Here is a 17,170-nt window from a genome sequence, read left to right as displayed (position 1 = left end):
GATGATCGGGCCCAAGGACTGATGGGCAAGCCGGTCAATCTGAACCGGTACAGGAAAGAAAAGGCGCGGGCCGGGAAAAAGGCCCGCGCTGACCAGAACGCTGCTGCCTTCGGACGGAGCAAGGCGGAAAAAGATCTGGACAAGGCACGCAATGCCCAAAAGATCAAACGCCTGGACGAGCACAAGCGCGACGAATGAATTCCCGTCCCAAGAAGCATTCCCTGACCTTGCGCGGGCACCGCACCTCGGTGTCGCTGGAGGATGAATTCTGGGATGCTTTCCGCGAGATCGCCGCGGAAGACCAACGAGCAATCAACGACTTGGCGGCGGAGATTGATGAAATCCGCGGCGAGGACTGCGGGCTGGCATCCGCAATCCGCCTGTTCGTGCTGCGGCGGTTGAAGGCGCGTTAATCACGCACAGGCAAGCGGAAAGCATGTCTGTCCCAGTTCAACTTTCACCCGACGCCTGGATCCAGCAGATCTTTCAAGTCGCAAGCGGCCGCAAAAGGCAATGTGGTCCGGCGTAAGAAGTGCGACATAGAGCGTCTGGTAGGCTGGGAGCAGTTCCAGCTGGAATTACACCGGCGCGGCTTCCATGCGGTCGAAAACGCAGGCCAAGTTGTGATTTTCTGCAACCGGGAACCGGTACGCATAATTTTCTGAAGAAAATTCGAATTCTTTTGGCTACCTTTCCGTCAGGCGGATACAGATACCGTATTTTGACCGCACCGTCAGATGCGCTACCGGCACCGGAACCTTGCCCGCCACCGGTGTAATGCGGAACTGACGCAGGATCATCGACAGGATCAGCGGCCCTTCTACCATGGCAAACCCTGCCCCGGTGCAAACCCTTGCCCCGGCTGAAAACGGAATATAAGCCTCCCGCTGGCATTGCCTGCCGTTCTCCGTCCGCCAACGCGCCGGATCGAACCTGTCCGGATTCTCCCACAGCCGCTCATGCCGGTGCAAATGCCAGGGGCTCAGCACCATTTGCGCCCCCTTGGGCACATTGCGATTGCGGAATTGTTCCGGGCATGCTGCCTGGCGCACCATCATCGGCACCGGAGGGTAGAGCCGCAGCGTTTCGCGAAAGACATCCCGGCTGATTTTCAGCTTCGAAACCGCGGCAAAGCTTTCATCCTCCAGCGCCTCGGCTTCAACTGCCACCTTTTCCTGCCATTCGGGATAAAGCGCCATCAAATACAGCGCCCAGGCCAGTGCCGAGGCGCTGGTTTCATGCCCCGCCAGAAAGAAGATGGCCACTTGATCCACCATCTCGGCAGCATCGAAGGTGCTGCCGGTTTCCGGGTCGCGAGTGGTCATGATCTTGGTCGCCAGGTCATCTGGCGCCGTGCCCGCGCGGATTGCATTCATACGTTCGCAAGTCAGCTGTGCAATCAGGCCCCGGATCACTTCAGCGTTCCGGCGGGTGCCTCGGCGGAAAAACCGCGGCATCCAGCGCGGCAATGGCACAAAAGCCGCCAGGTTCAACAGCGGCTGGCTGCGCTGGTAGTCCCGGAAACGGCTGAAAACCTGCCCTGCCACCTCATGTTCGATCGGGATCGAAAACAGCGTGCGGAAAATCACATCCGCCGCCGCATGGGACATCTCCTCCTCGATCTCGACAGCTCCCTGCCGCCCTTTCAGCCGGGCCACTGCCGCTTCCGCCGCGGCGCGCATCGCCGGATACGTGTCTTTCAGCCGCCCGCCTTCAAAGGCCGGGTCGATGATCCGCCGCTGCCGCTTCCAGGTCTCGCCATTGGTCAGAAACACCGAATTGCCCAGCAAAGGCTTCAGCCCCTCCGCAATGCGGTCCGACTTGGGAAAATCATCCGGGCGTTCCTTCAGCAGGGTTTTCACCAGATCCGGCTGGTTGACCAGGAAAGAGCGGAAAAACGGTGTGCGGAACTCAGCCATCCAGGCACGGTACAACCGCGCAGGCTGGGCCGAGAGTATATCCTGACGAAACAGCTTCAAATAGCGCCAGAACGAAACGCGGTCCGGACGCGCGGGCGGTTTCGGCGGCAGAATTTCGGTCATTCAGCGGCCACCGAAGTGAATTTGGACACTGCTGTATCGATACGGGACTGCGACGGTTTGCGGTCCTTATAACGCGCGGCAAGCGTCAGCGGCCCGGCGGTTATGCGGAAGTAGTCATAGTCGCCTGGCTGGTCGAAAGCGCAGAGATACTGGAAGTGCAGCCGGAAAAACCTCCAGCGCAGCTGTTGCCACCGTTCCGGGCTGAGGGTCTGGGTGAAGGCGGCGGAAAATACCAGCGGCCAACGCTTGCCCGCTGCTGCGACACCGCTGACTGACACCGGGTCGCACAGCGCAAAGGCGCAGCCGTCACCGGGTGCAGTGACATCGACCCAGGCCAGCTCGTGCCGCTGGGACAGATACTGCAGATCTGCCCGCAAACGCTCCGCCCGCGGCAGAAACGACACCATCGGCACGACCTGCCCCAAGGTCAGAAACCCCAGTGCCGGGCTGTTAGCGGGCAGTCCCGCGCGGATCAGGTCCGCCAGTACGGACACACCGACATGCGCGCCCGAGGAATGGCCTGCCACCAGCACCTCGTCCAGGTCCGGATCTTGCAAAGCGTTCGAAATCAGCACCCGGAATTCGCCCATCCGGACATCCATTTCCGGCGCGATAGCGCCGCGGCAGGCCGCGGAATGGGCATAATCGTGCATCAGGTAATAGGCAAACAACTTTCCGTCCCGCTTCTTGAACCAGCGCAACAGCGCGTAACCGGCACCAAGGCCCAAACCCCAGCCAATGGCCGGCGCCGCCGGACCGGAAAGGCCGGCAGATGCGTCCACCGACCCGAAGACATACGCAACGCCCCAGGCCAGCAGCAGCGCCAAAACCGCCTGCAGCAGCAGCATCCCAACCGGGTAAAGCGCGGCAATCACCGGCCCCTTGCGCAGCCGCATCAGCCGCAGCAGTGCGCCGGTGGAGATGTAGATCCAGGCGGTGCGCAGCAGTTGCCAATAGGTTGCGGGGATCGTGGCCTCCATGCTGCCGCGCACGATGTCGGACCAGACCAGAACCTCGATATCGGCTTCGGTCTGCACACCGTTCATCCCGGACACCACGTGCCAGCCGAAGGGGCCTTTGGTCTGCTTGGGCGACAGGGTCAGGCTGTAGCCGGAAATCTCCGCCTGCGCCGTGCCTTCCTTGCGGTACAGCTCGCGGTAACGCCGCGGATGAATCGGATCATAGCCGGGTATGTAGAATACCCGCCGCTTGCGCACCCGCTGTTGACCGTGCTCCTGCTGTGTCACGCCCTGGCCTGCATCATTGTTCAGCCGCCAGACTAGCAGTGCATTCCGGCAAGAGTAAGGCCCGGGATGACAAAGAAAAAGGGGCCCCGAGGCCCCTGATGCTTCCGCTCTCAGCCCAGCGTTGCCAGTGCCGGGAATGTTTCCAGCAGCCACCATGAGAAAGTGGTGAACAGCCCGGTGACCAGCATAATGCCGACAACCAGCAGCAGCCCGCCCATCACCTTTTCAATCATCCCCATGTGCCGCTTCATCTTGTTCATCAGCGTCATTGAGCGGTTGAGGAACATCGCCGCCAGCAGGAAGGGAATGCCCAGACCTGCGGCATAAACGCCGAGCAGGATTGTGCCGCGGCTGACGGAAGCCTCAGAAGCGGCCAACGACAGGATCGCGCCCAGCTGCGGCCCGATGCAGGGTGTCCAGCCAAAGGCAAATGCCAGCCCCAGGACATACGCGCCCAACGCGGAACCACCGGATTCACCCGCTTCCATCCGCGCCTCGCGGTCTAGCAGCGGAATGCGGAAAACGGACAGGAAATGGAGGCCGAATATGATCACGACAACGCCTGAGACTTGCGCGAAAAGCTCCTGATTTTGCAGCACAAATGCGCCAAACGCCGAGGCGGTGAACCCGAGCAGCAGAAACACCGTGGACAGCCCCATGACAAAGAACAGCGCAGCAATGACTGCCTTGCGCCGGGCAGCTGAAGTGCCTTGCATCTCGCCGATGGTGACGCCGCTCATATAGGCTAGGTACGGCGGCACGATCGGCAGAACGCAAGGCGACAGAAAACTGATCACGCCGCCTAGCAGCGCCACCAGCATGGCAGGGAGCAACCCTGCGTCAATGATCTCGATTCCAAACATGTCCAACTCATATGCCAGCAATTGACCAACGTCACGGGGCAAGCTGGTCACATCCTTGTGGACAGGATGAAACATCCCGCTTATCTCAAAACCATGACCGAGATCAAAGAGACATTGGACGCCATCGGGCTGCTGTGCCCCCTGCCCGTCCTGAAGGCCCGCAAACGGCTTAAATCGCTGCAGCCCGGCCATGTGCTTCAACTTCTGGCGGATGATCCGGCAGCGGTAATTGACGTGCCGCATTTCTGCAATGAAGCAGGCCATGAGTTTGTCGGTCACAGCGAAGGTGCGGGCCATCAGATCTATTTGATCCGCAAAGGCGGCTAGGGCCGTAAGCTCTCTGCCCCCTAGGCCTGAGTGCGGCAGAGTTCGACCCGAATTCCAGCCCGGAAAACACGTGCACTCCGGACCGTTTTCTGCGCCGGGAACCGTTTCCCTGCAGCGACAGCAGCAGCATAGCAATCGGTTTCATTTCCGCCAAAAAGAAAGGCAGGCGCTGCGGCCTGCCTCTCCCTCTAGATTCTATTTTTCAATCAGCTGCCCACTGACCACCAGCCGCGGCGTTTTGGTTTGGGCGGTGCTTCCGGTTCCGGGTCAGCAGCAGCAACCGCCATCGCGGGTTCCCGCTGTTTCTCCTCTTTCGAAGGCGCCGGTTCCGGCTGTGCGGCTTCTTCTGCAGCAGACTGTTCCGCCGACGCCTCGGCAGCTGCGTCTGGTACTGTCTCTACAGGTTCTTCCGCCGATGCAACTTCGGTTTCAGCAGCATCCGGTTTTACCGGTGCAGCGTCACCTTCAGCAGCGGCGAGCTCTGCAGGAGCGGCACCTTCGGCTTCAGCAAGATTGTCCGCGGCAGGTTCAGCATCCGCGGCAGCAGCGACTGATACGCTTTCTGCGGCGGCTTCAGCCGGCGCTTGCGCAACGGTCTCCGCTGCAGGGGCGTTCTCAGCTTCAGCCGCGGCCGGAGCGTCCTGAACGGAGGCTTCGGCAGTCTCCGCAGCGGCAGGCGTCTCTTCCGCGGTCTCTGCCTCGGCCGGTTTGGCCTTCGGCTTGCGCGACCGGGTACGGGTGCGGCTGCGGGAAGGTTTCTTTTCCTTCACCTCTTCTGCGGCAGCGCCTTCTCCTTCGGCGGCAACTTCTGCAGGCTCAGCTGAGTCATCCTGCTGCTCCGGCTCATCAGAGGCCTCATCGCCGTTATCGTCAGCCTGGCCTTGCTCTCCGCTGCCGGATTTCCGGCGGCGGCGGCGGCGGCGCTTGCGCTTGGGCTTATCGTCCTGCGCAGCATCGTCGGCGGTGTTTGCAGCCTCCTCAACGGCAGCCGGCGCTTCTTCCTCATCCTGGCTGGCTTCTTCGGCGTCCACCTGGTCCATGATCGAAGTGTCAACCGATACCACCGGAGCAGTTGCGGCAGGCACCACCCGCGAAGCGGTTTTGAATTTCTCCAGCACAAAATCCGGGCTGACCAGATGCGGGTCGCCCTCGATCCGCACGGACAGGCCGTAACGCGCCTCGATCTGGGCAATATGCTCGCGTTTCTGATTCATCAGGAAGTTGGCGATGGACACCGGGCAGCGCACCAGCACTTCGCGGGAACGGCGGCGGGTGCCTTCTTCCTCGATCTGGCGCAGGATCGACAGCGCCATCGAGTCGTCCGAGCGGATCAGCCCGGTGCCGTGGCAATGCGGGCACGGAGCGGTCGTCGCCTCGATCATGCCGGGGCGCAGGCGCTGACGCGACATTTCCATCAGACCGAAACCCGAAATCCGGCCCACCTGAATGCGGGCACGGTCGGTCTTCAGCTTGTCCTTCATGCGCTTTTCGACGGCGGCGTTGTTCTTGCGCTCGTCCATGTCGATGAAATCGATCACGATCAGGCCGGCGAGGTCGCGCAGACGCAGCTGACGGGCAACTTCTTCAGCCGCCTCCAGGTTGGTGTTAAGCGCAGTTTCCTCAATCGAGCCCTGTTTGGTGGCCCGGCCCGAGTTCACGTCGATCGCTACCAGCGCCTCGGTCACGCCGATTACGATGTAGCCGCCGGATTTCAGCTGCACGGTCGGGTTGAACATCCCAGCCAGGTAGCTTTCCACTTGGAAACGGGCAAACAGCGGCAGCCCTTCCTGATAGTTTTTCACGTTCTTGGCATGGGACGGCATGATCATTTTCATGAAGTCCTTGGCGATGCGGTAGCCCCGCTCGCCCTCGACCAGAACTTCGTCGATCTCGCGGCTGTAAAGGTCTCGGATCGAACGTTTGATCAGGTCGCCTTCTTCGTAGATCTTGGCCGGCGCGATGGATTTCAGCGTCAGCTCGCGGATCTGTTCCCACATCCGCTGCAGGTATTCATAGTCGCGCTTGATCTCGGATTTGGTGCGTTTGGCACCGGCAGTTCGCACGATCAGGCCCGCGCCGGTCGGCACGTCCAGTTCAGTTGCGATATCTTTTAGCTTTTTACGGTCGGCAGCGTTGGTGATTTTGCGGGAGATCCCGCCGCCGCGGGCGGTGTTGGGCATCAACACACAGTAACGGCCGGCCAGCGACAGATAGGTGGTCAGGGCAGCGCCCTTGTTGCCGCGCTCTTCCTTGACGACCTGCACCAGCAGGACCTGGCGGACTTTGATAACTTCCTGGATTTTGTAACGGCGCGGGCGCGGCTTGCGCGGCGGACGGATGTCTTCGCTGTCGTCCTCATCCGCGACGGATTCGATACTGTCATCTTTGGAGGTCGCGTCGGCACGGCCGGTTTCGCCTGCGTCTTCGTCGCTCTCATCGCCGTCCGCAGTTTCGGCCTTGGCTGCCGCGGCCTCTTGCTCAGCGGTTTCTGCATCGTCCTCTGCGGCTTCCAAAACTGGTTCAGCCTCGGCTGCTGCATGCGCGTCGTCAGTGGAGACCGCCTCGGCCGCCGCTTCCGCAGGTGCTTCTTCGCCAGCAGTCTCAGCGGACACATCATCTTCGGCCGCTTCGGGAGCAGAGGCATCGTCGTCTTCCGGCTCTTCAACCGGCGTTTCCGCGACATGATCCACCGGCGACGACCCTTCTGGCACTTCTGCCAGATCATCTGCAACCTCAGCGCTGTCGCTCAGGTCGATGGTCTCCATTCCGGCGATTTCGGCGGCCTTCTCCTCAGAGGCCTCAACCTCCTTGGTTTCCACCGCATCATCAGAAGTGGCCTTGGCAGCCTTAGCCGCAGATTTAGAACGGCGCGACCGCTTGGGTTTGGCCGGCTTTTCGTCTTCTTCGTCGTCGCGGGCGCGCATCGCCTCTGCATACGCGCGCTCCTCCTCCATCAGCGCCTCACGGTCGGCGACGGGAATCTGGTAATAGTCCGGATGGATTTCGGAGAACGCCAGGAAACCATGACGGTTGCCGCCATAGTCTACGAAAGCCGCCTGCAGCGACGGCTCGACGCGGGTTACTTTTGCGAGGTATATATTGCCAGCAAGCTGGCGCTTGTTTTCGGATTCAAAGTCGAATTCCTCAACTTTGTTCCCATCCACCACCACAACGCGGGTTTCTTCCGCGTGGGTGGCGTCGATCAGCATTTTCTTGGCCATTTGTCCTTGGTGCATCTGCCCTGTGCGCCCGCAAGCCCCTGCTTCCAGGCGGCCGCGCGCGTTTCGGGTGATGTCTTGTCAGGGCGATCTCGGACGGCGCGGTGCAGCAGGTGGTCCCGGAGACAATGCCCGGCCTTCCTGCCTCAGTGCTTTTCGCTCTCGCGCGCGTCATCGCGGTTCTTCTCCGGCAGGCGGGCGCTGCCCGTCCCTGCCACATTATCCCTGTACCGGCTGCAATTCCGGTTCGGGCGCTAAACTGCCCCCTAAAGCTTAAGGGGCCAATCGGTCTGGCTGCAGTTTTCTCGGATCGTGCCGGACAAAAGCTGGAGCCAGCGAAACTCATCAGAACGGGGGAAGCCACTTGCCGGTTTCCGGCCCGTTGTGTCAGCATAAGGCCTGTGGATAGGTAATGACAATGGCCATTCGTCACCACAGGACCTGAAAATGAATACAGCCCGCCCTTAACAGGCAAGCTGTTCATTTCTAGTGATTTTTCAGATCGCCACCGAATTTCTACGACAGTTCCGGTATCGCAGGCACCTGTTCAACAGTGCCGTTTTCCGGGTCGGAAAACGGCACTGTTGAACTCAGGCCAGGTAATCCGACCGCTGCAGGCCGTATTTAGCCATCTTCTCATTCAGGGTCCGGCGCGGCAGGCATAGCTCGTCCATCACGCTGGCGATCGAGCCCTTGTGGCGGCGCATGGTGTTGTCGATCAGCATCCGTTCAAAGGCTTCCACATATTCCTTCAACGGCTTGCCTTCGGTGGTCATCACCGGCTGCATTTCCTCGTGATCGGACATCAGCAGCGATGCAATGGTGCCAGAGCCGCGGCGTGACTGCAGCACCGCGCGTTCAGCAATGTTTATCAGCTGGCGCACGTTGCCCGGCCAGGGCGCCTGCAGCAGCTGTGCCGCCTCCTGGGCGCTGACCTGCGGCGCCTCGCAACCATATTCCTCGGAGAATTGTTCGCTGAGGCGGGTGAACAGCGTGAGGATGTCCTCGCCGCGCTGGCGCAACGGCGGCACGGTGATACGCAGCGCCGCCAGCCGATAGAACAGATCCGGGCGCAGCGCGTCTTCGCAGGTCTTGCCCGCTTCCTGCAGGTTCGAAATTGCGATGATCCGGGTCTCTGCCGGCGTGCCCTGCTCGTTGATGACGCTCAGCAGCTTGGCCTGCAATGTTTCTGACAGCGCGTCGATATCTTCCAGCACCAAAGTGCCGCCGCGGGCTTCCTCGACCGCGGGCAGCATGCTGTCTTCCGGCTGCATCGGGCCGAACAGGCGCTTGGCAAGCGCTTCCTCTTCCAAGGCAGCACAAGAAATCAGCACGAATTTCTTGCCCGCGCGGCTGCCAACCGCGTGCAGCGCATGCGCCACCAGCGTCTTGCCGGTGCCGGTCTCGCCATCGATCAGCACATGACCGTCGGCCTGGCCCAGATCCAGGATATCCTCCCGCAGGCGCTCCATCACCGGGCTTTGGCCGATCAACTTCTTCATGATCTGGCCGCCATCCGACAGCTCGCGGCGCAGCGCCCGGTTGTCCAGCGTCAGACGGCGGGCACCGGTGGCGCGCTTGGCCAGTTCCGACATGCGGTCCGGGTTAAAGGGCTTCTCCAGAAAGTCGAAGGCGCCGACCCGCATTGCCTCAACCGCCATCGGCACATCGCCATGGCCGGTGATCATGATCCCCGGCAGCGCAGAATCGCTGCCCATCAGCTTTTTCAGGAACTGCATCCCGTCCATGCCCGGCATCTTTATGTCGGAAATCACGATGCCGGGATAATCCGGACCCAGCACCTTCAGCGCCTCTTCAGCGCTTGAGAAAGTCTCGGTGTCATATCCGGACAATGCCAGCCACTGGCTGATCGACTGCCGCATATCCTGTTCGTCGTCTACGATCGCGATCTTCATAGCCTGAGCCATGCGCGTTCACTCCTAATCTACATCGGCTGCCTTATTCCGCAGCCTCGATGCCGTCCACCAGGACCGGCAATTGCATCTCAAAGACCGCACCGCCGTTCTGGCCGTTGCGGGCGGTCAGCCGTCCCCCAAGGTCGTTGACGATCCCCGAGGAGATGGCAAGCCCCAAACCAACCCCGTCACCAGGCTGCTTGGTGGTGTAGAACGGCTCGAACAATTTATCGAAGCCGCTGATCCCCACCCCATTGTCGCGCACAGACAGCGTCGCCGTCTCACCTGCGGCCAGCAGGATTTCCACCTCAGGCTCCGCCACAGATTTGGTGGCGTCCAGCGCGTTGCGCAAGAGGTTGACCATCACCTGTTCCAGCCGCATCCGGTCGCCCATCACCATAACAGGTTCTTCGGGCAAAATCCGGGTGATTTTCACATGCCGCTGCCGCAGCTGCGGCTCCATCATCGACAGGCTGGAGGCCAGCGCATCGCCCACGTTTACAGGGCTGAACGTATCGCCGCCCTTGCGCGCGTAGGATTTCAGCTGGCGGGTGATCGCGCCCATCCGTTCTATCAGATCATCAATCCGGCCAAAGGAGGCCAGCGCCTCGTCCGGACGGTTCCGTTTTAGCAGCAGCCGGGCACCGGCCAGATAGGTTTTCATCGCCGCCAGCGGTTGGTTCAGCTCATGGCTGACAGCCGCCGACATTTCACCCAAGGCCGCCAGTTTCGAGCTCTGCGCAAGGCTCTGTTCAGCCACGGCAAGGGTCTTTTGCATCCGTTCCCGCTCGGCAATTTCCCGCTGCAGGCGCGCATTCAATACGCGAAGCTCTGCCGACTCGCGCTGGAACAAGGCCATACGCAGCGCTGTTTTCCGGCTCAACGCATAAAAGGCCAGCGCCAGCAAGATGGCGAATCCCATAATTTCCAGCGCAAGCACCGCGTTAACCCGCTCGCGCACCGAGGAATAGGTGGTGAAGGACGCCATCCGCCAGCCCTGGAACGGCACCCGAGTCTCCAGCCGCATCACTGCCTCGCCCTGCAAATAGGCGTCCGGCGGCAGCACGGTCCAGTCTGTGGTGGCCCGGATCGCCCGCTGGATGGCGCCTTCGGGCGTCTGCAGGGTCAGCGCATCGCCTTCCTTAAGCCCGCGCCAGCGCGCCTCGGTGGCAAGAATGATGTTTCCAGTGCTGTCAGTCACCAGCACAGCATCGGATATCCCAGCCCAGGCGCGTTCAAACTTTTGCAGATCAACTTCAACCACAATAGCGCCGAGCACGCCCGTGGCATCGATCATCCGCCGGGAATACGTAAAACGGTAACCGCCCACTTCCCGCGGGATCACCGAGAAGACTGTCGACTTGGCCCGGATCGCATCGACAAAATAGGCGGCATTGCGATGGCTCCCGCCCAGCCGGTTGCGGTCGGTTGCAGCCACGGTGCGGCCATCCTGCGCCAGCAGCATGATCGAAGCCGCGCCGATTTCATCCACAAAGGAGATAAGCCTCTGCGTAGACAGGGAAAAGTCATTGGACTGCAGGGCCGAAATCAAGGTCTGGTCGCGCGCCAGAAGCTGCGGCACAATCGCATGCTGACGCAGTTCGCTCAGCAGGTTGCCGGAGTACAGCGCCAGCCGCAGCTCGGCCCGGTTGCGGGTGCTTTCAGTAAAGCGGTGGGTCAACGCCCGGTTGGTGGTCCACACGGTGGCAGCCGCCGCCAGCATGAACAGAACAAGTGACAGCCGCGCACGCCAGGAAATCGTGCGCGAGCCGGTCTTCCGCTTGGGTTTGGTCACATCTGAGCGCAGGGCGGTCATAAACTATACCTATTGCGGCCGCCCCGCTTCCTCAAGTCACGCCGCAGTGACCATGCCCGCCAATGCGCGGAACACTGCCGCACCATCGGTGCCGCCATGCCCTTCATCCGCAGCCCGCTCCGGGTGCGGCATCATGCCCAGAACACGGCGGTTTTCCGACAGAATACCGGCGATATCGGCAACCGAACCATTGGGGTTGTCCGCATAGGTGAAGGCCACCCGGTCCTGATCCTGCAACGCCCTCACGGTCTCTGCATCAGCATAATAATTGCCGTCATGATGGGCAATCGGCACCCCGATCACGTCACCCGCGCTGTACCCTTGAGTAAAGACACTCTCAGACGTCGCCACCTTAAGGTCCACGGTGCGGCAAATGTATTTCAAGCCTGCGTTGCGCAGCAGCGCCCCCGGCAGCACGCCGGTTTCAGTCAGGATCTGGAAACCGTTGCAGACTCCAATGGCATAGCCGCCGCGATCGGCATGTTCGATCACTGCCTTGCAGATCGGCGATTGCGCCGCGATAGCACCGCAGCGCAGATAGTCGCCGTAGGAGAAGCCGCCGGGCACGCCGACAATATCAATCCCTTCGGGCAGTGCGCTGTCCTTGTGCCAGACCATCGACACGTCGAATCCGGCCTGCTCAAACGCCACCGCAAGATCGCGGTCGCAGTTCGAACCCGGGAAGACTACTACCGCCGCCTTCATCACTGCAGCTCAATGCTGTAGGATTCGATCACAGTGTTGGCCAGCAGTTTTTCGCACATTGCGGTCACGTCAGCCTCGGTTGCACCCTTGGCCAGATCCAGATCAATCACCTTGCCCTGACGCACGCCTTCGACCTTGTCAAAGCCCAAAGCCCCCAGTGCGTGGCGCACGGCCTCGCCCTGCGGATCCAGAACCCCGTTCTTCAGCATCACATGCACCCGTGCCTTCATCGCATCATCCCTCAGGTTTTCGATGGCGAAGCCCCATCCAGGCTTCTTCTTTGCAATATATTCAAATCCCGCCCGTGCACCGGACGCGACACATTCTGTTCTGCGGTTCAGTTCACCAGTGTCGGCTTGCCCGGCGCCGGCGGGTTGTTCGGCATCACCCCCAGACGGCGCGCCACTTCGCTATAGGCGTCCGTCAGGCTTCCCAGGTCGCGGCGGAACACGTCCTTGTCCAGCTTCTGGCCAGTTTTCACGTCCCAAAGGCGGCAGCTGTCAGGGCTGATCTCGTCCGCGATCACCAGACGCTGGAAGTCGCCCTCGTAAACGCGGCCGATCTCGATCTTGAAATCGACCAGGCGGATGCCGACGGCCAGGAACACGCCGGACAGGAAGTCGTTCACCCGCAGCGCCAGGCTCAGGATGTCGTCCATGTCCTGCTGGCTGGCCCAGCCGAAGGCAGCGATGTGTTCTTCGGTGACCAGCGGATCGCCCAGGCCATCGTCCTTATAGCAGTATTCCACAATCGGGCGCGGCAGCTGGGTGCCCTCGTCGATGCCCAGGCGCTTGGAGATCGAGCCTGCAGCATAGTTACGCACAATCACTTCCAACGGCACGATTTCGCAGCTGCGCACCAGCTGCTCGCGCATGTTCAATCGCTTCAGGAAATGAGTCGGCACACCGATCTGCCCCAGGCCCAGCATGAAAAACTCGCTCAGGATGTTGTTCAGAACGCCCTTGCCCTCGATCACGTCGTGCTTTTCAGCATTAAATGCGGTGGCGTCGTCTTTGAAGTACTGGACGATGGTGCCCGGTTCGGGGCCTTCATACAGTGTCTTGGCCTTGCCTTCGTAGATTTTCTTGCGACGCGCCATTGGGAGCCTTTCGGGTCAATGCCGGGAATCCGGCCCTGCGATGTGCCGCTCTCATAGTGCAAGGGGACCTCAGCCGCAAGCTTGCTGCACGGGCTCGCGCCCTGGCGGCTGCCGGCACCAGCAGCCCGCCCGCCTAGCAGCAGGCACAAAGGCTTTATCAAAAACAGTTTCTTCTTGCCCTCGGCAACGATCATGCTCCTATCATTAGACAGGTGCAAACGGTTTATGAGGATCAGTCATGACTACATTTGACGAACGCGAACAGGCGTTTGAGGCCAAATTCGCGCATGATGAGGAAATGCAGTTCAAAGCCCGTGCGCGGTGCAACAAACTGGTCGGCCTATGGGCGGCAGAACTGTTGGGGAAAAGCGGCTCATCCGCCCATGATTACGCCCAGTCCGTTGTCGCTGCCGATCTTGAGGAAGCAGGCCATGAGGATATCGTGCGCAAACTGACCGGCGACCTGGGACAGCGGGCAAGCGAAACCCAGATCCGCAGCAAACTGCTGGAAATGATGCCGCGGGCGCAAAAAGAAATTCTGAGCCAATCCGGCTGATCACCGGGCCGGCCGCCAAGCCTGCCCGGTGCTTTCTGCCCGCTTCCCGCCGCGGTGCCCACCGGTATCGCAGTCCTTCTGCTGCCGCTTCAGCCAGCCTGCACTGCCCCGTGAATGCGCCGGGCATAGTGTGCTGCATGACCGGCTGGCGCGGGGCGCACTCATAATGAAGATGAAGAAAATGAAATTGCCCTTACCCGCCCGGCATGACACAGGGGTTACAGACCGATTTGCCGCCCTGACGCCCTGACGCCCTGACGCCCTGACGCCCTGACGCCCTGACGCCCTGACGCCCTGACGCCCTGACGCCCTGACGCCCTGCTGAAACGGGATTAAACTGATGACAAACACTTTCAAACAGCTGCTGGAAACCAACGACGCCCTGCTGGCGGATGGTGCAACCGGCACCAATCTGTTCGCTATGGGCCTGCAGGCCGGCGATGCGCCGGAACTGTGGAACGTCGACGAACCGCAGAAGATTCTGGCGCTGTACAAGGGCTCGGTTGATGCGGGCAGCGACCTGTTCCTGACCAACAGTTTCGGCGGCACCGCCGCCCGGCTGAAACTGCATGACGCCCAGGGGCGCGTGCGCGAGTTGAACCGCGTCGCCGCCGAACTTGGCCGCGAGGTGGCCGACAAGACGGAACGCAAGATCGCGGTGGCTGGCTCTGTCGGCCCAACAGGGGAAATTTTTGAACCTGTTGGCGACATGTCCCATGCTTTGGCGGTCGAGATGTTCCACGAGCAGGCGGATGCCCTGAAAGAGGGCGGCGCCGACGTCTTGTGGCTGGAAACCATTTCCGCGCCGGAGGAATTCCGCGCCGCGGCTGATGCATTCAAACTGGCGGATATGCCGTGGTGCGGCACCATGAGCTTTGACACTGCAGGCCGCACCATGATGGGGGTCACCTCTGCTGACCTTGCCCAGCTGGTGGAGGAATTCGACAATGCGCCGCTGGCTTTCGGAGCCAATTGCGGCACCGGCGCCTCCGACATTCTTCGCACCGTTCTCGGCTTTGCCGCACAAGGCACCGAGCGTCCGATCATCTCCAAGGGCAATGCCGGCATTCCGAAATATGTCGACGGCCACATCCATTACGATGGCACGCCCGAGCTGATGGGCGAATACGCGGTCATGGCCCGCGACGCGGGCGCCAGGATTATCGGCGGCTGCTGCGGCACCATGCCCGAACACCTGCGCCACATGCGTGCGGCGCTCGACAGCCGCCCGCGCGGTGACCGTCCGGCGCTTGAACAGATCGTCGACGTGCTGGGCCCCTTCACCTCCGACGGCGACGGCACCGGCGATGATGCAAACACGGGTGGCGACCGCCGCTCCCGCCGCCGCCGCCGCGCCTGAAGGCGGCAATTGCCCCCCCCCTGAAATAACGGCGCCGCATGCCATTATGCGGCGCCGTATTTCATTCGTGTCCCAGCCCCCTCGGTGTCTTCCGCCCGCCCTCTCAGAGCCATGTGCTCCGCCGCCCGGCGGCAGGTTGCCAGCGCCGGTCTGCAGTCCTGTGTTCAGACCGGCTCGCCAGCCCGGCCTAGCCGACAATCCTGAAACCGCTGATCCCCGGTTCGGGATCGGTCCGCTCCGTCAGGACATCCTTGACCGAGGCGGCACCGGGGCCGCGCCCCATTCTGCGCACCATATCGGCAACGCTGGCGGCCGGCCCCATCAGCAGGGCCCGCACCGAACCGTCAGGCTCATTGCGGATCCAGCCGGACAGCCCGTGCCGCACCGCTTCCGCCCTGGCCCAGGTGCGGAAGGCCACGCCCTGCACACGTCCAGTGACCCGTGCTTTCACAGCGACAGACGTCATAGCCCACCTTCCTTTCCCTCAGATACGGCCCCAGCATAGCACAAAACCACTGCTCCGGCTGTGGAAGATTGGATCAAAACAACGCCAGCTGATCGCCCGGCTGCGGCGGGCGGGCAAACAGATCGCTGCGCAGCGGCTCCGTCCGCTCTTGCAGGCCCAGCCGCTTGCAGGCTGCCTTGAACCGCTGGGCGATCATCTCGGCGTAACGCCCCTCACCCCGCATCCGGTGGCCCCAGCGCGGATCATAATCGCGCCCGCCATGCATTTCCCGCAGCATCGCCATCACCTTGGCCGCACGGCCCGGCTCATTTCCGGCCAGCCATTCCTGCCACAGCTCCGACACCTCCCGCGGCAACCGCAGCATGATCCAGCTGGCTGCATCAGCGCCCGCTTCCGCCCCGGCCGCCAGTAGCGCTTCCAGCTCATGGTCGGTCAGCCCCGGCACGACCGGGGAGGTCATCACCCGCACCGGCACGCCCGCCTGCGTCAACCGCCGGACCGCAGCCAGCCGCCTGGCCGGCAAAGGCGCCCGCGGCTCCATCCGGCGGGACAGGTCAGGGTCCAGCGAGGTGAGGGAAATCCCCACCCGCACCAGCCCTTTGGCCGCCATCGGAGTCAGAATATCCAGGTCCCGCTCCACCATCGCTCCCTTGGTGACGATCGCCACAGGATGGTTGAAATCCCGCAGAACCTCCAGGCAGCCGCGGGTGATGCGATGGTCCCGCTCGCACGGCTGGTAAGGGTCGGTGTTGGTGCCAAGCGCCAGCACGGCCACCTTGTAACGCGGCGCCAACAGTTCCTTGCGCAGCACCGCGGCCGCATTGGGGCGTGCGACCAGCCGGGTTTCAAAATCCAGCCCCGGCGACAGGCCAAGAAAGGCATGGCTGGGCCGCGCAAAACAATAGATGCAACCATGCTCGCATCCGCGATAAGGGTTGATGGACCGGTCGAACGGCAAATCCGGCGACCGGTTGTAACTGATCAGCGACCGCGCAGACTCTAGCCGTACTTCGGTGGGAATCACCTCCGGATCCGGCTCCTGAAACCAGCCGTCATCCACCTTGCTGCGGTCCAGATCGAACCGCCCCGTCGCATTGCTGAGGCTAGCACGCCCTTTGCGTCGCGTGGCATGTTGGGTGATTTCCTGCGGCATGTGCGCAACATATCCACCGCGAGGGAACAAATAAAGAACAAACTGGAAATTTCGAAGATTTCCATGTGAATTCTTCATTATTATTGCGCCGAATTTGTCTCTATACGTCGGTTAGAACAGCGGCAATGTCGCAAATAATGCAGTTCACCGGCTGTATTCTGTCACAAAAGCCCCTGAAACAGGCCAACACCGGGGACACCCCCGTCAGCAAGGATTAGGCGCATGTCGGACGAAGAAGACATCATCCTCTCGGAACTCGATGACGAGGAACTTGTTCAGCAGATGTTTGACGACCTCTATGACGGTCTCAAAGAGGAAATCGAAGAAGGCGTTGGCATTCTACTGTCCCGCGACTGGGCACCTTATGACGTTCTGACCAAGGCCTTGGTTGGCGGCATGACC

General features: G+C 61.5%; 16 protein-coding genes and 1 pseudogene. 6 read left to right on the top strand and 11 right to left on the bottom strand.

Going from position 1 to position 17,170, the window contains the following annotated elements; all coding sequences use genetic code 11:
• Positions 1-21: 21 nt before the first annotated feature.
• Both VOI29_RS12560 and VOI29_RS12555 read left to right on the top strand, forming a co-directional pair.
• Complete coding sequence (locus tag VOI29_RS12560; protein WP_323779210.1) at positions 22-198, top strand: DUF4169 family protein; 177 nt, start codon at positions 22-24, stop codon at positions 196-198.
• Positions 195-413, top strand: a complete 219-nt coding sequence (locus tag VOI29_RS12555) for a ribbon-helix-helix domain-containing protein (protein ID WP_323779207.1) — start codon at positions 195-197, stop codon at positions 411-413. The genes VOI29_RS12560 and VOI29_RS12555 overlap by 4 nt, the downstream gene beginning before the upstream one ends.
• 273 nt (positions 414-686) lie before the next feature.
• On the opposite strand, the gene VOI29_RS12550 is transcribed toward VOI29_RS12555, so the two are convergent.
• From VOI29_RS12550 to VOI29_RS12540, 3 genes are all read right to left on the bottom strand, one after another.
• A complete protein-coding gene (locus tag VOI29_RS12550; protein ID WP_323779205.1) occupies positions 687-2,042 on the bottom strand; it encodes a cytochrome P450 in 1,356 nt (451 codons plus the stop codon).
• Positions 2,039-3,289 carry a hypothetical protein gene (locus VOI29_RS12545; protein WP_323779203.1) on the bottom strand — a complete coding sequence of 417 codons (1,251 nt, stop codon included), beginning with the start codon at positions 3,287-3,289 and terminating at the stop codon, positions 2,039-2,041. Before VOI29_RS12545 ends, VOI29_RS12550 begins: the two co-directional genes overlap by 4 nt.
• Positions 3,290-3,399: 110 nt before the next feature.
• Positions 3,400-4,152, bottom strand: a complete 753-nt coding sequence (locus VOI29_RS12540) for a cytochrome c biogenesis CcdA family protein (RefSeq protein ID WP_323779208.1) — start codon at positions 4,150-4,152, stop codon at positions 3,400-3,402.
• 93 nt (positions 4,153-4,245) lie between these two features.
• Here VOI29_RS12540 and VOI29_RS12535 point away from each other — a divergent pair, with 93 nt between their 5' ends.
• Positions 4,246-4,479, top strand: a complete 234-nt coding sequence (locus VOI29_RS12535) for a sulfurtransferase TusA family protein (protein WP_024090344.1) — start codon at positions 4,246-4,248, stop codon at positions 4,477-4,479.
• Between the two features lie 206 nt (positions 4,480-4,685).
• On the opposite strand, the gene VOI29_RS12530 is transcribed toward VOI29_RS12535, so the two are convergent.
• The 6 genes from VOI29_RS12530 to purC form a co-directional block, all read right to left on the bottom strand.
• Positions 4,686-7,700, bottom strand: a complete 3,015-nt coding sequence (locus VOI29_RS12530) for an Rne/Rng family ribonuclease (RefSeq protein ID WP_323779201.1) — start codon at positions 7,698-7,700, stop codon at positions 4,686-4,688.
• Between the two features lie 587 nt (positions 7,701-8,287).
• Positions 8,288-9,625, bottom strand: coding sequence for a sigma-54 dependent transcriptional regulator (locus tag VOI29_RS12525; protein ID WP_323779199.1), 1,338 nt, complete (start codon positions 9,623-9,625; stop codon positions 8,288-8,290).
• Positions 9,626-9,656: 31 nt separating this feature from the next.
• Positions 9,657-11,429, bottom strand: a complete 1,773-nt coding sequence (locus tag VOI29_RS12520) for an ATP-binding protein (protein WP_323779197.1) — start codon at positions 11,427-11,429, stop codon at positions 9,657-9,659.
• Between the two features lie 36 nt (positions 11,430-11,465).
• A complete protein-coding gene (purQ, locus tag VOI29_RS12515; protein WP_323779196.1) occupies positions 11,466-12,134 on the bottom strand; it encodes a phosphoribosylformylglycinamidine synthase subunit PurQ in 669 nt (222 codons plus the stop codon).
• On the bottom strand, positions 12,134-12,364 hold the full coding sequence (gene purS, locus VOI29_RS12510) for a phosphoribosylformylglycinamidine synthase subunit PurS (protein ID WP_323779194.1): 231 nt from the start codon (positions 12,362-12,364) through the stop codon (positions 12,134-12,136). Before purS ends, purQ begins: the two co-directional genes overlap by 1 nt.
• 107 nt (positions 12,365-12,471) lie before the next feature.
• Positions 12,472-13,233, bottom strand: a complete 762-nt coding sequence (gene purC, locus VOI29_RS12505; RefSeq protein WP_024090350.1) for a phosphoribosylaminoimidazolesuccinocarboxamide synthase — start codon at positions 13,231-13,233, stop codon at positions 12,472-12,474.
• A gap of 238 nt (positions 13,234-13,471) precedes the next feature.
• Here purC and VOI29_RS12500 point away from each other — a divergent pair, with 238 nt between their 5' ends.
• Together VOI29_RS12500 and bmt are read left to right on the top strand one after the other, a co-directional pair.
• Entirely contained in the window at positions 13,472-13,789 is a 318-nt protein-coding gene (locus tag VOI29_RS12500; protein WP_323779191.1) for a DUF1476 domain-containing protein, read from the top strand.
• Between the two features lie 340 nt (positions 13,790-14,129).
• Positions 14,130-15,149: a betaine--homocysteine S-methyltransferase gene (gene bmt / locus VOI29_RS12495; RefSeq protein ID WP_323779190.1), complete on the top strand. Its 1,020-nt coding sequence runs from the start codon at positions 14,130-14,132 to the stop codon at positions 15,147-15,149.
• 187 nt (positions 15,150-15,336) lie between these two features.
• Here the strand turns inward: bmt and VOI29_RS12490 are convergent, their stop codons facing one another.
• Both VOI29_RS12490 and VOI29_RS12485 read right to left on the bottom strand, forming a co-directional pair.
• Positions 15,337-15,615: an acylphosphatase gene (locus tag VOI29_RS12490; RefSeq protein ID WP_323779188.1), complete on the bottom strand. Its 279-nt coding sequence runs from the start codon at positions 15,613-15,615 to the stop codon at positions 15,337-15,339.
• A gap of 73 nt (positions 15,616-15,688) precedes the next feature.
• Complete coding sequence (locus tag VOI29_RS12485; RefSeq protein ID WP_323779186.1) at positions 15,689-16,768, bottom strand: PA0069 family radical SAM protein; 1,080 nt, start codon at positions 16,766-16,768, stop codon at positions 15,689-15,691.
• Between the two features lie 222 nt (positions 16,769-16,990).
• On the opposite strand from VOI29_RS12485, the pseudogene VOI29_RS12480 reads away from it, so the two are divergent.
• Positions 16,991-17,170 (top strand): annotated as a pseudogene (locus VOI29_RS12480) (cobalamin-binding protein); the annotation flags it as partial.

The organism is Leisingera sp. (genome assembly GCF_034669605.1).
Lineage (GTDB): Bacteria > Pseudomonadota > Alphaproteobacteria > Rhodobacterales > Rhodobacteraceae > Leisingera.
Note: the sequence above shows the minus strand (reverse complement) of the source record. Positions and strands in the feature narration are given on the sequence as shown.

What these genes read in the sequence shown, in the direction of transcription:
- VOI29_RS12560 (WP_323779210.1), top strand. Translation starts at nt 22, where the DNA reads ATGGGCAAGCCGGTCAATCTGAACCGGTACAGGAAAGAAAAGGCGCGG.
- VOI29_RS12555 (WP_323779207.1), top strand. Translation starts at nt 195, where the DNA reads ATGAATTCCCGTCCCAAGAAGCATTCCCTGACCTTGCGCGGGCACCGC.
- VOI29_RS12550 (WP_323779205.1), bottom strand. Translation starts at nt 2,042, where the DNA reads ATGACCGAAATTCTGCCGCCGAAACCGCCCGCGCGTCCGGACCGCGTT.
- VOI29_RS12540 (WP_323779208.1), bottom strand. Translation starts at nt 4,152, where the DNA reads ATGTTTGGAATCGAGATCATTGACGCAGGGTTGCTCCCTGCCATGCTG.
- VOI29_RS12535 (WP_024090344.1), top strand. Translation starts at nt 4,246, where the DNA reads ATGACCGAGATCAAAGAGACATTGGACGCCATCGGGCTGCTGTGCCCC.
- VOI29_RS12530 (WP_323779201.1), bottom strand. Translation starts at nt 7,700, where the DNA reads ATGGCCAAGAAAATGCTGATCGACGCCACCCACGCGGAAGAAACCCGC.
- VOI29_RS12525 (WP_323779199.1), bottom strand. Translation starts at nt 9,625, where the DNA reads ATGGCTCAGGCTATGAAGATCGCGATCGTAGACGACGAACAGGATATG.
- VOI29_RS12520 (WP_323779197.1), bottom strand. Translation starts at nt 11,429, where the DNA reads ATGACCGCCCTGCGCTCAGATGTGACCAAACCCAAGCGGAAGACCGGC.
- purQ (WP_323779196.1), bottom strand. Translation starts at nt 12,134, where the DNA reads ATGAAGGCGGCGGTAGTAGTCTTCCCGGGTTCGAACTGCGACCGCGAT.
- purS (WP_323779194.1), bottom strand. Translation starts at nt 12,364, where the DNA reads ATGAAGGCACGGGTGCATGTGATGCTGAAGAACGGGGTTCTGGATCCG.
- purC (WP_024090350.1), bottom strand. Translation starts at nt 13,233, where the DNA reads ATGGCGCGTCGCAAGAAAATCTACGAAGGCAAGGCCAAGACACTGTAT.
- VOI29_RS12500 (WP_323779191.1), top strand. Translation starts at nt 13,472, where the DNA reads ATGACTACATTTGACGAACGCGAACAGGCGTTTGAGGCCAAATTCGCG.
- bmt (WP_323779190.1), top strand. Translation starts at nt 14,130, where the DNA reads ATGACAAACACTTTCAAACAGCTGCTGGAAACCAACGACGCCCTGCTG.
- VOI29_RS12490 (WP_323779188.1), bottom strand. Translation starts at nt 15,615, where the DNA reads ATGACGTCTGTCGCTGTGAAAGCACGGGTCACTGGACGTGTGCAGGGC.
- VOI29_RS12485 (WP_323779186.1), bottom strand. Translation starts at nt 16,768, where the DNA reads ATGCCGCAGGAAATCACCCAACATGCCACGCGACGCAAAGGGCGTGCT.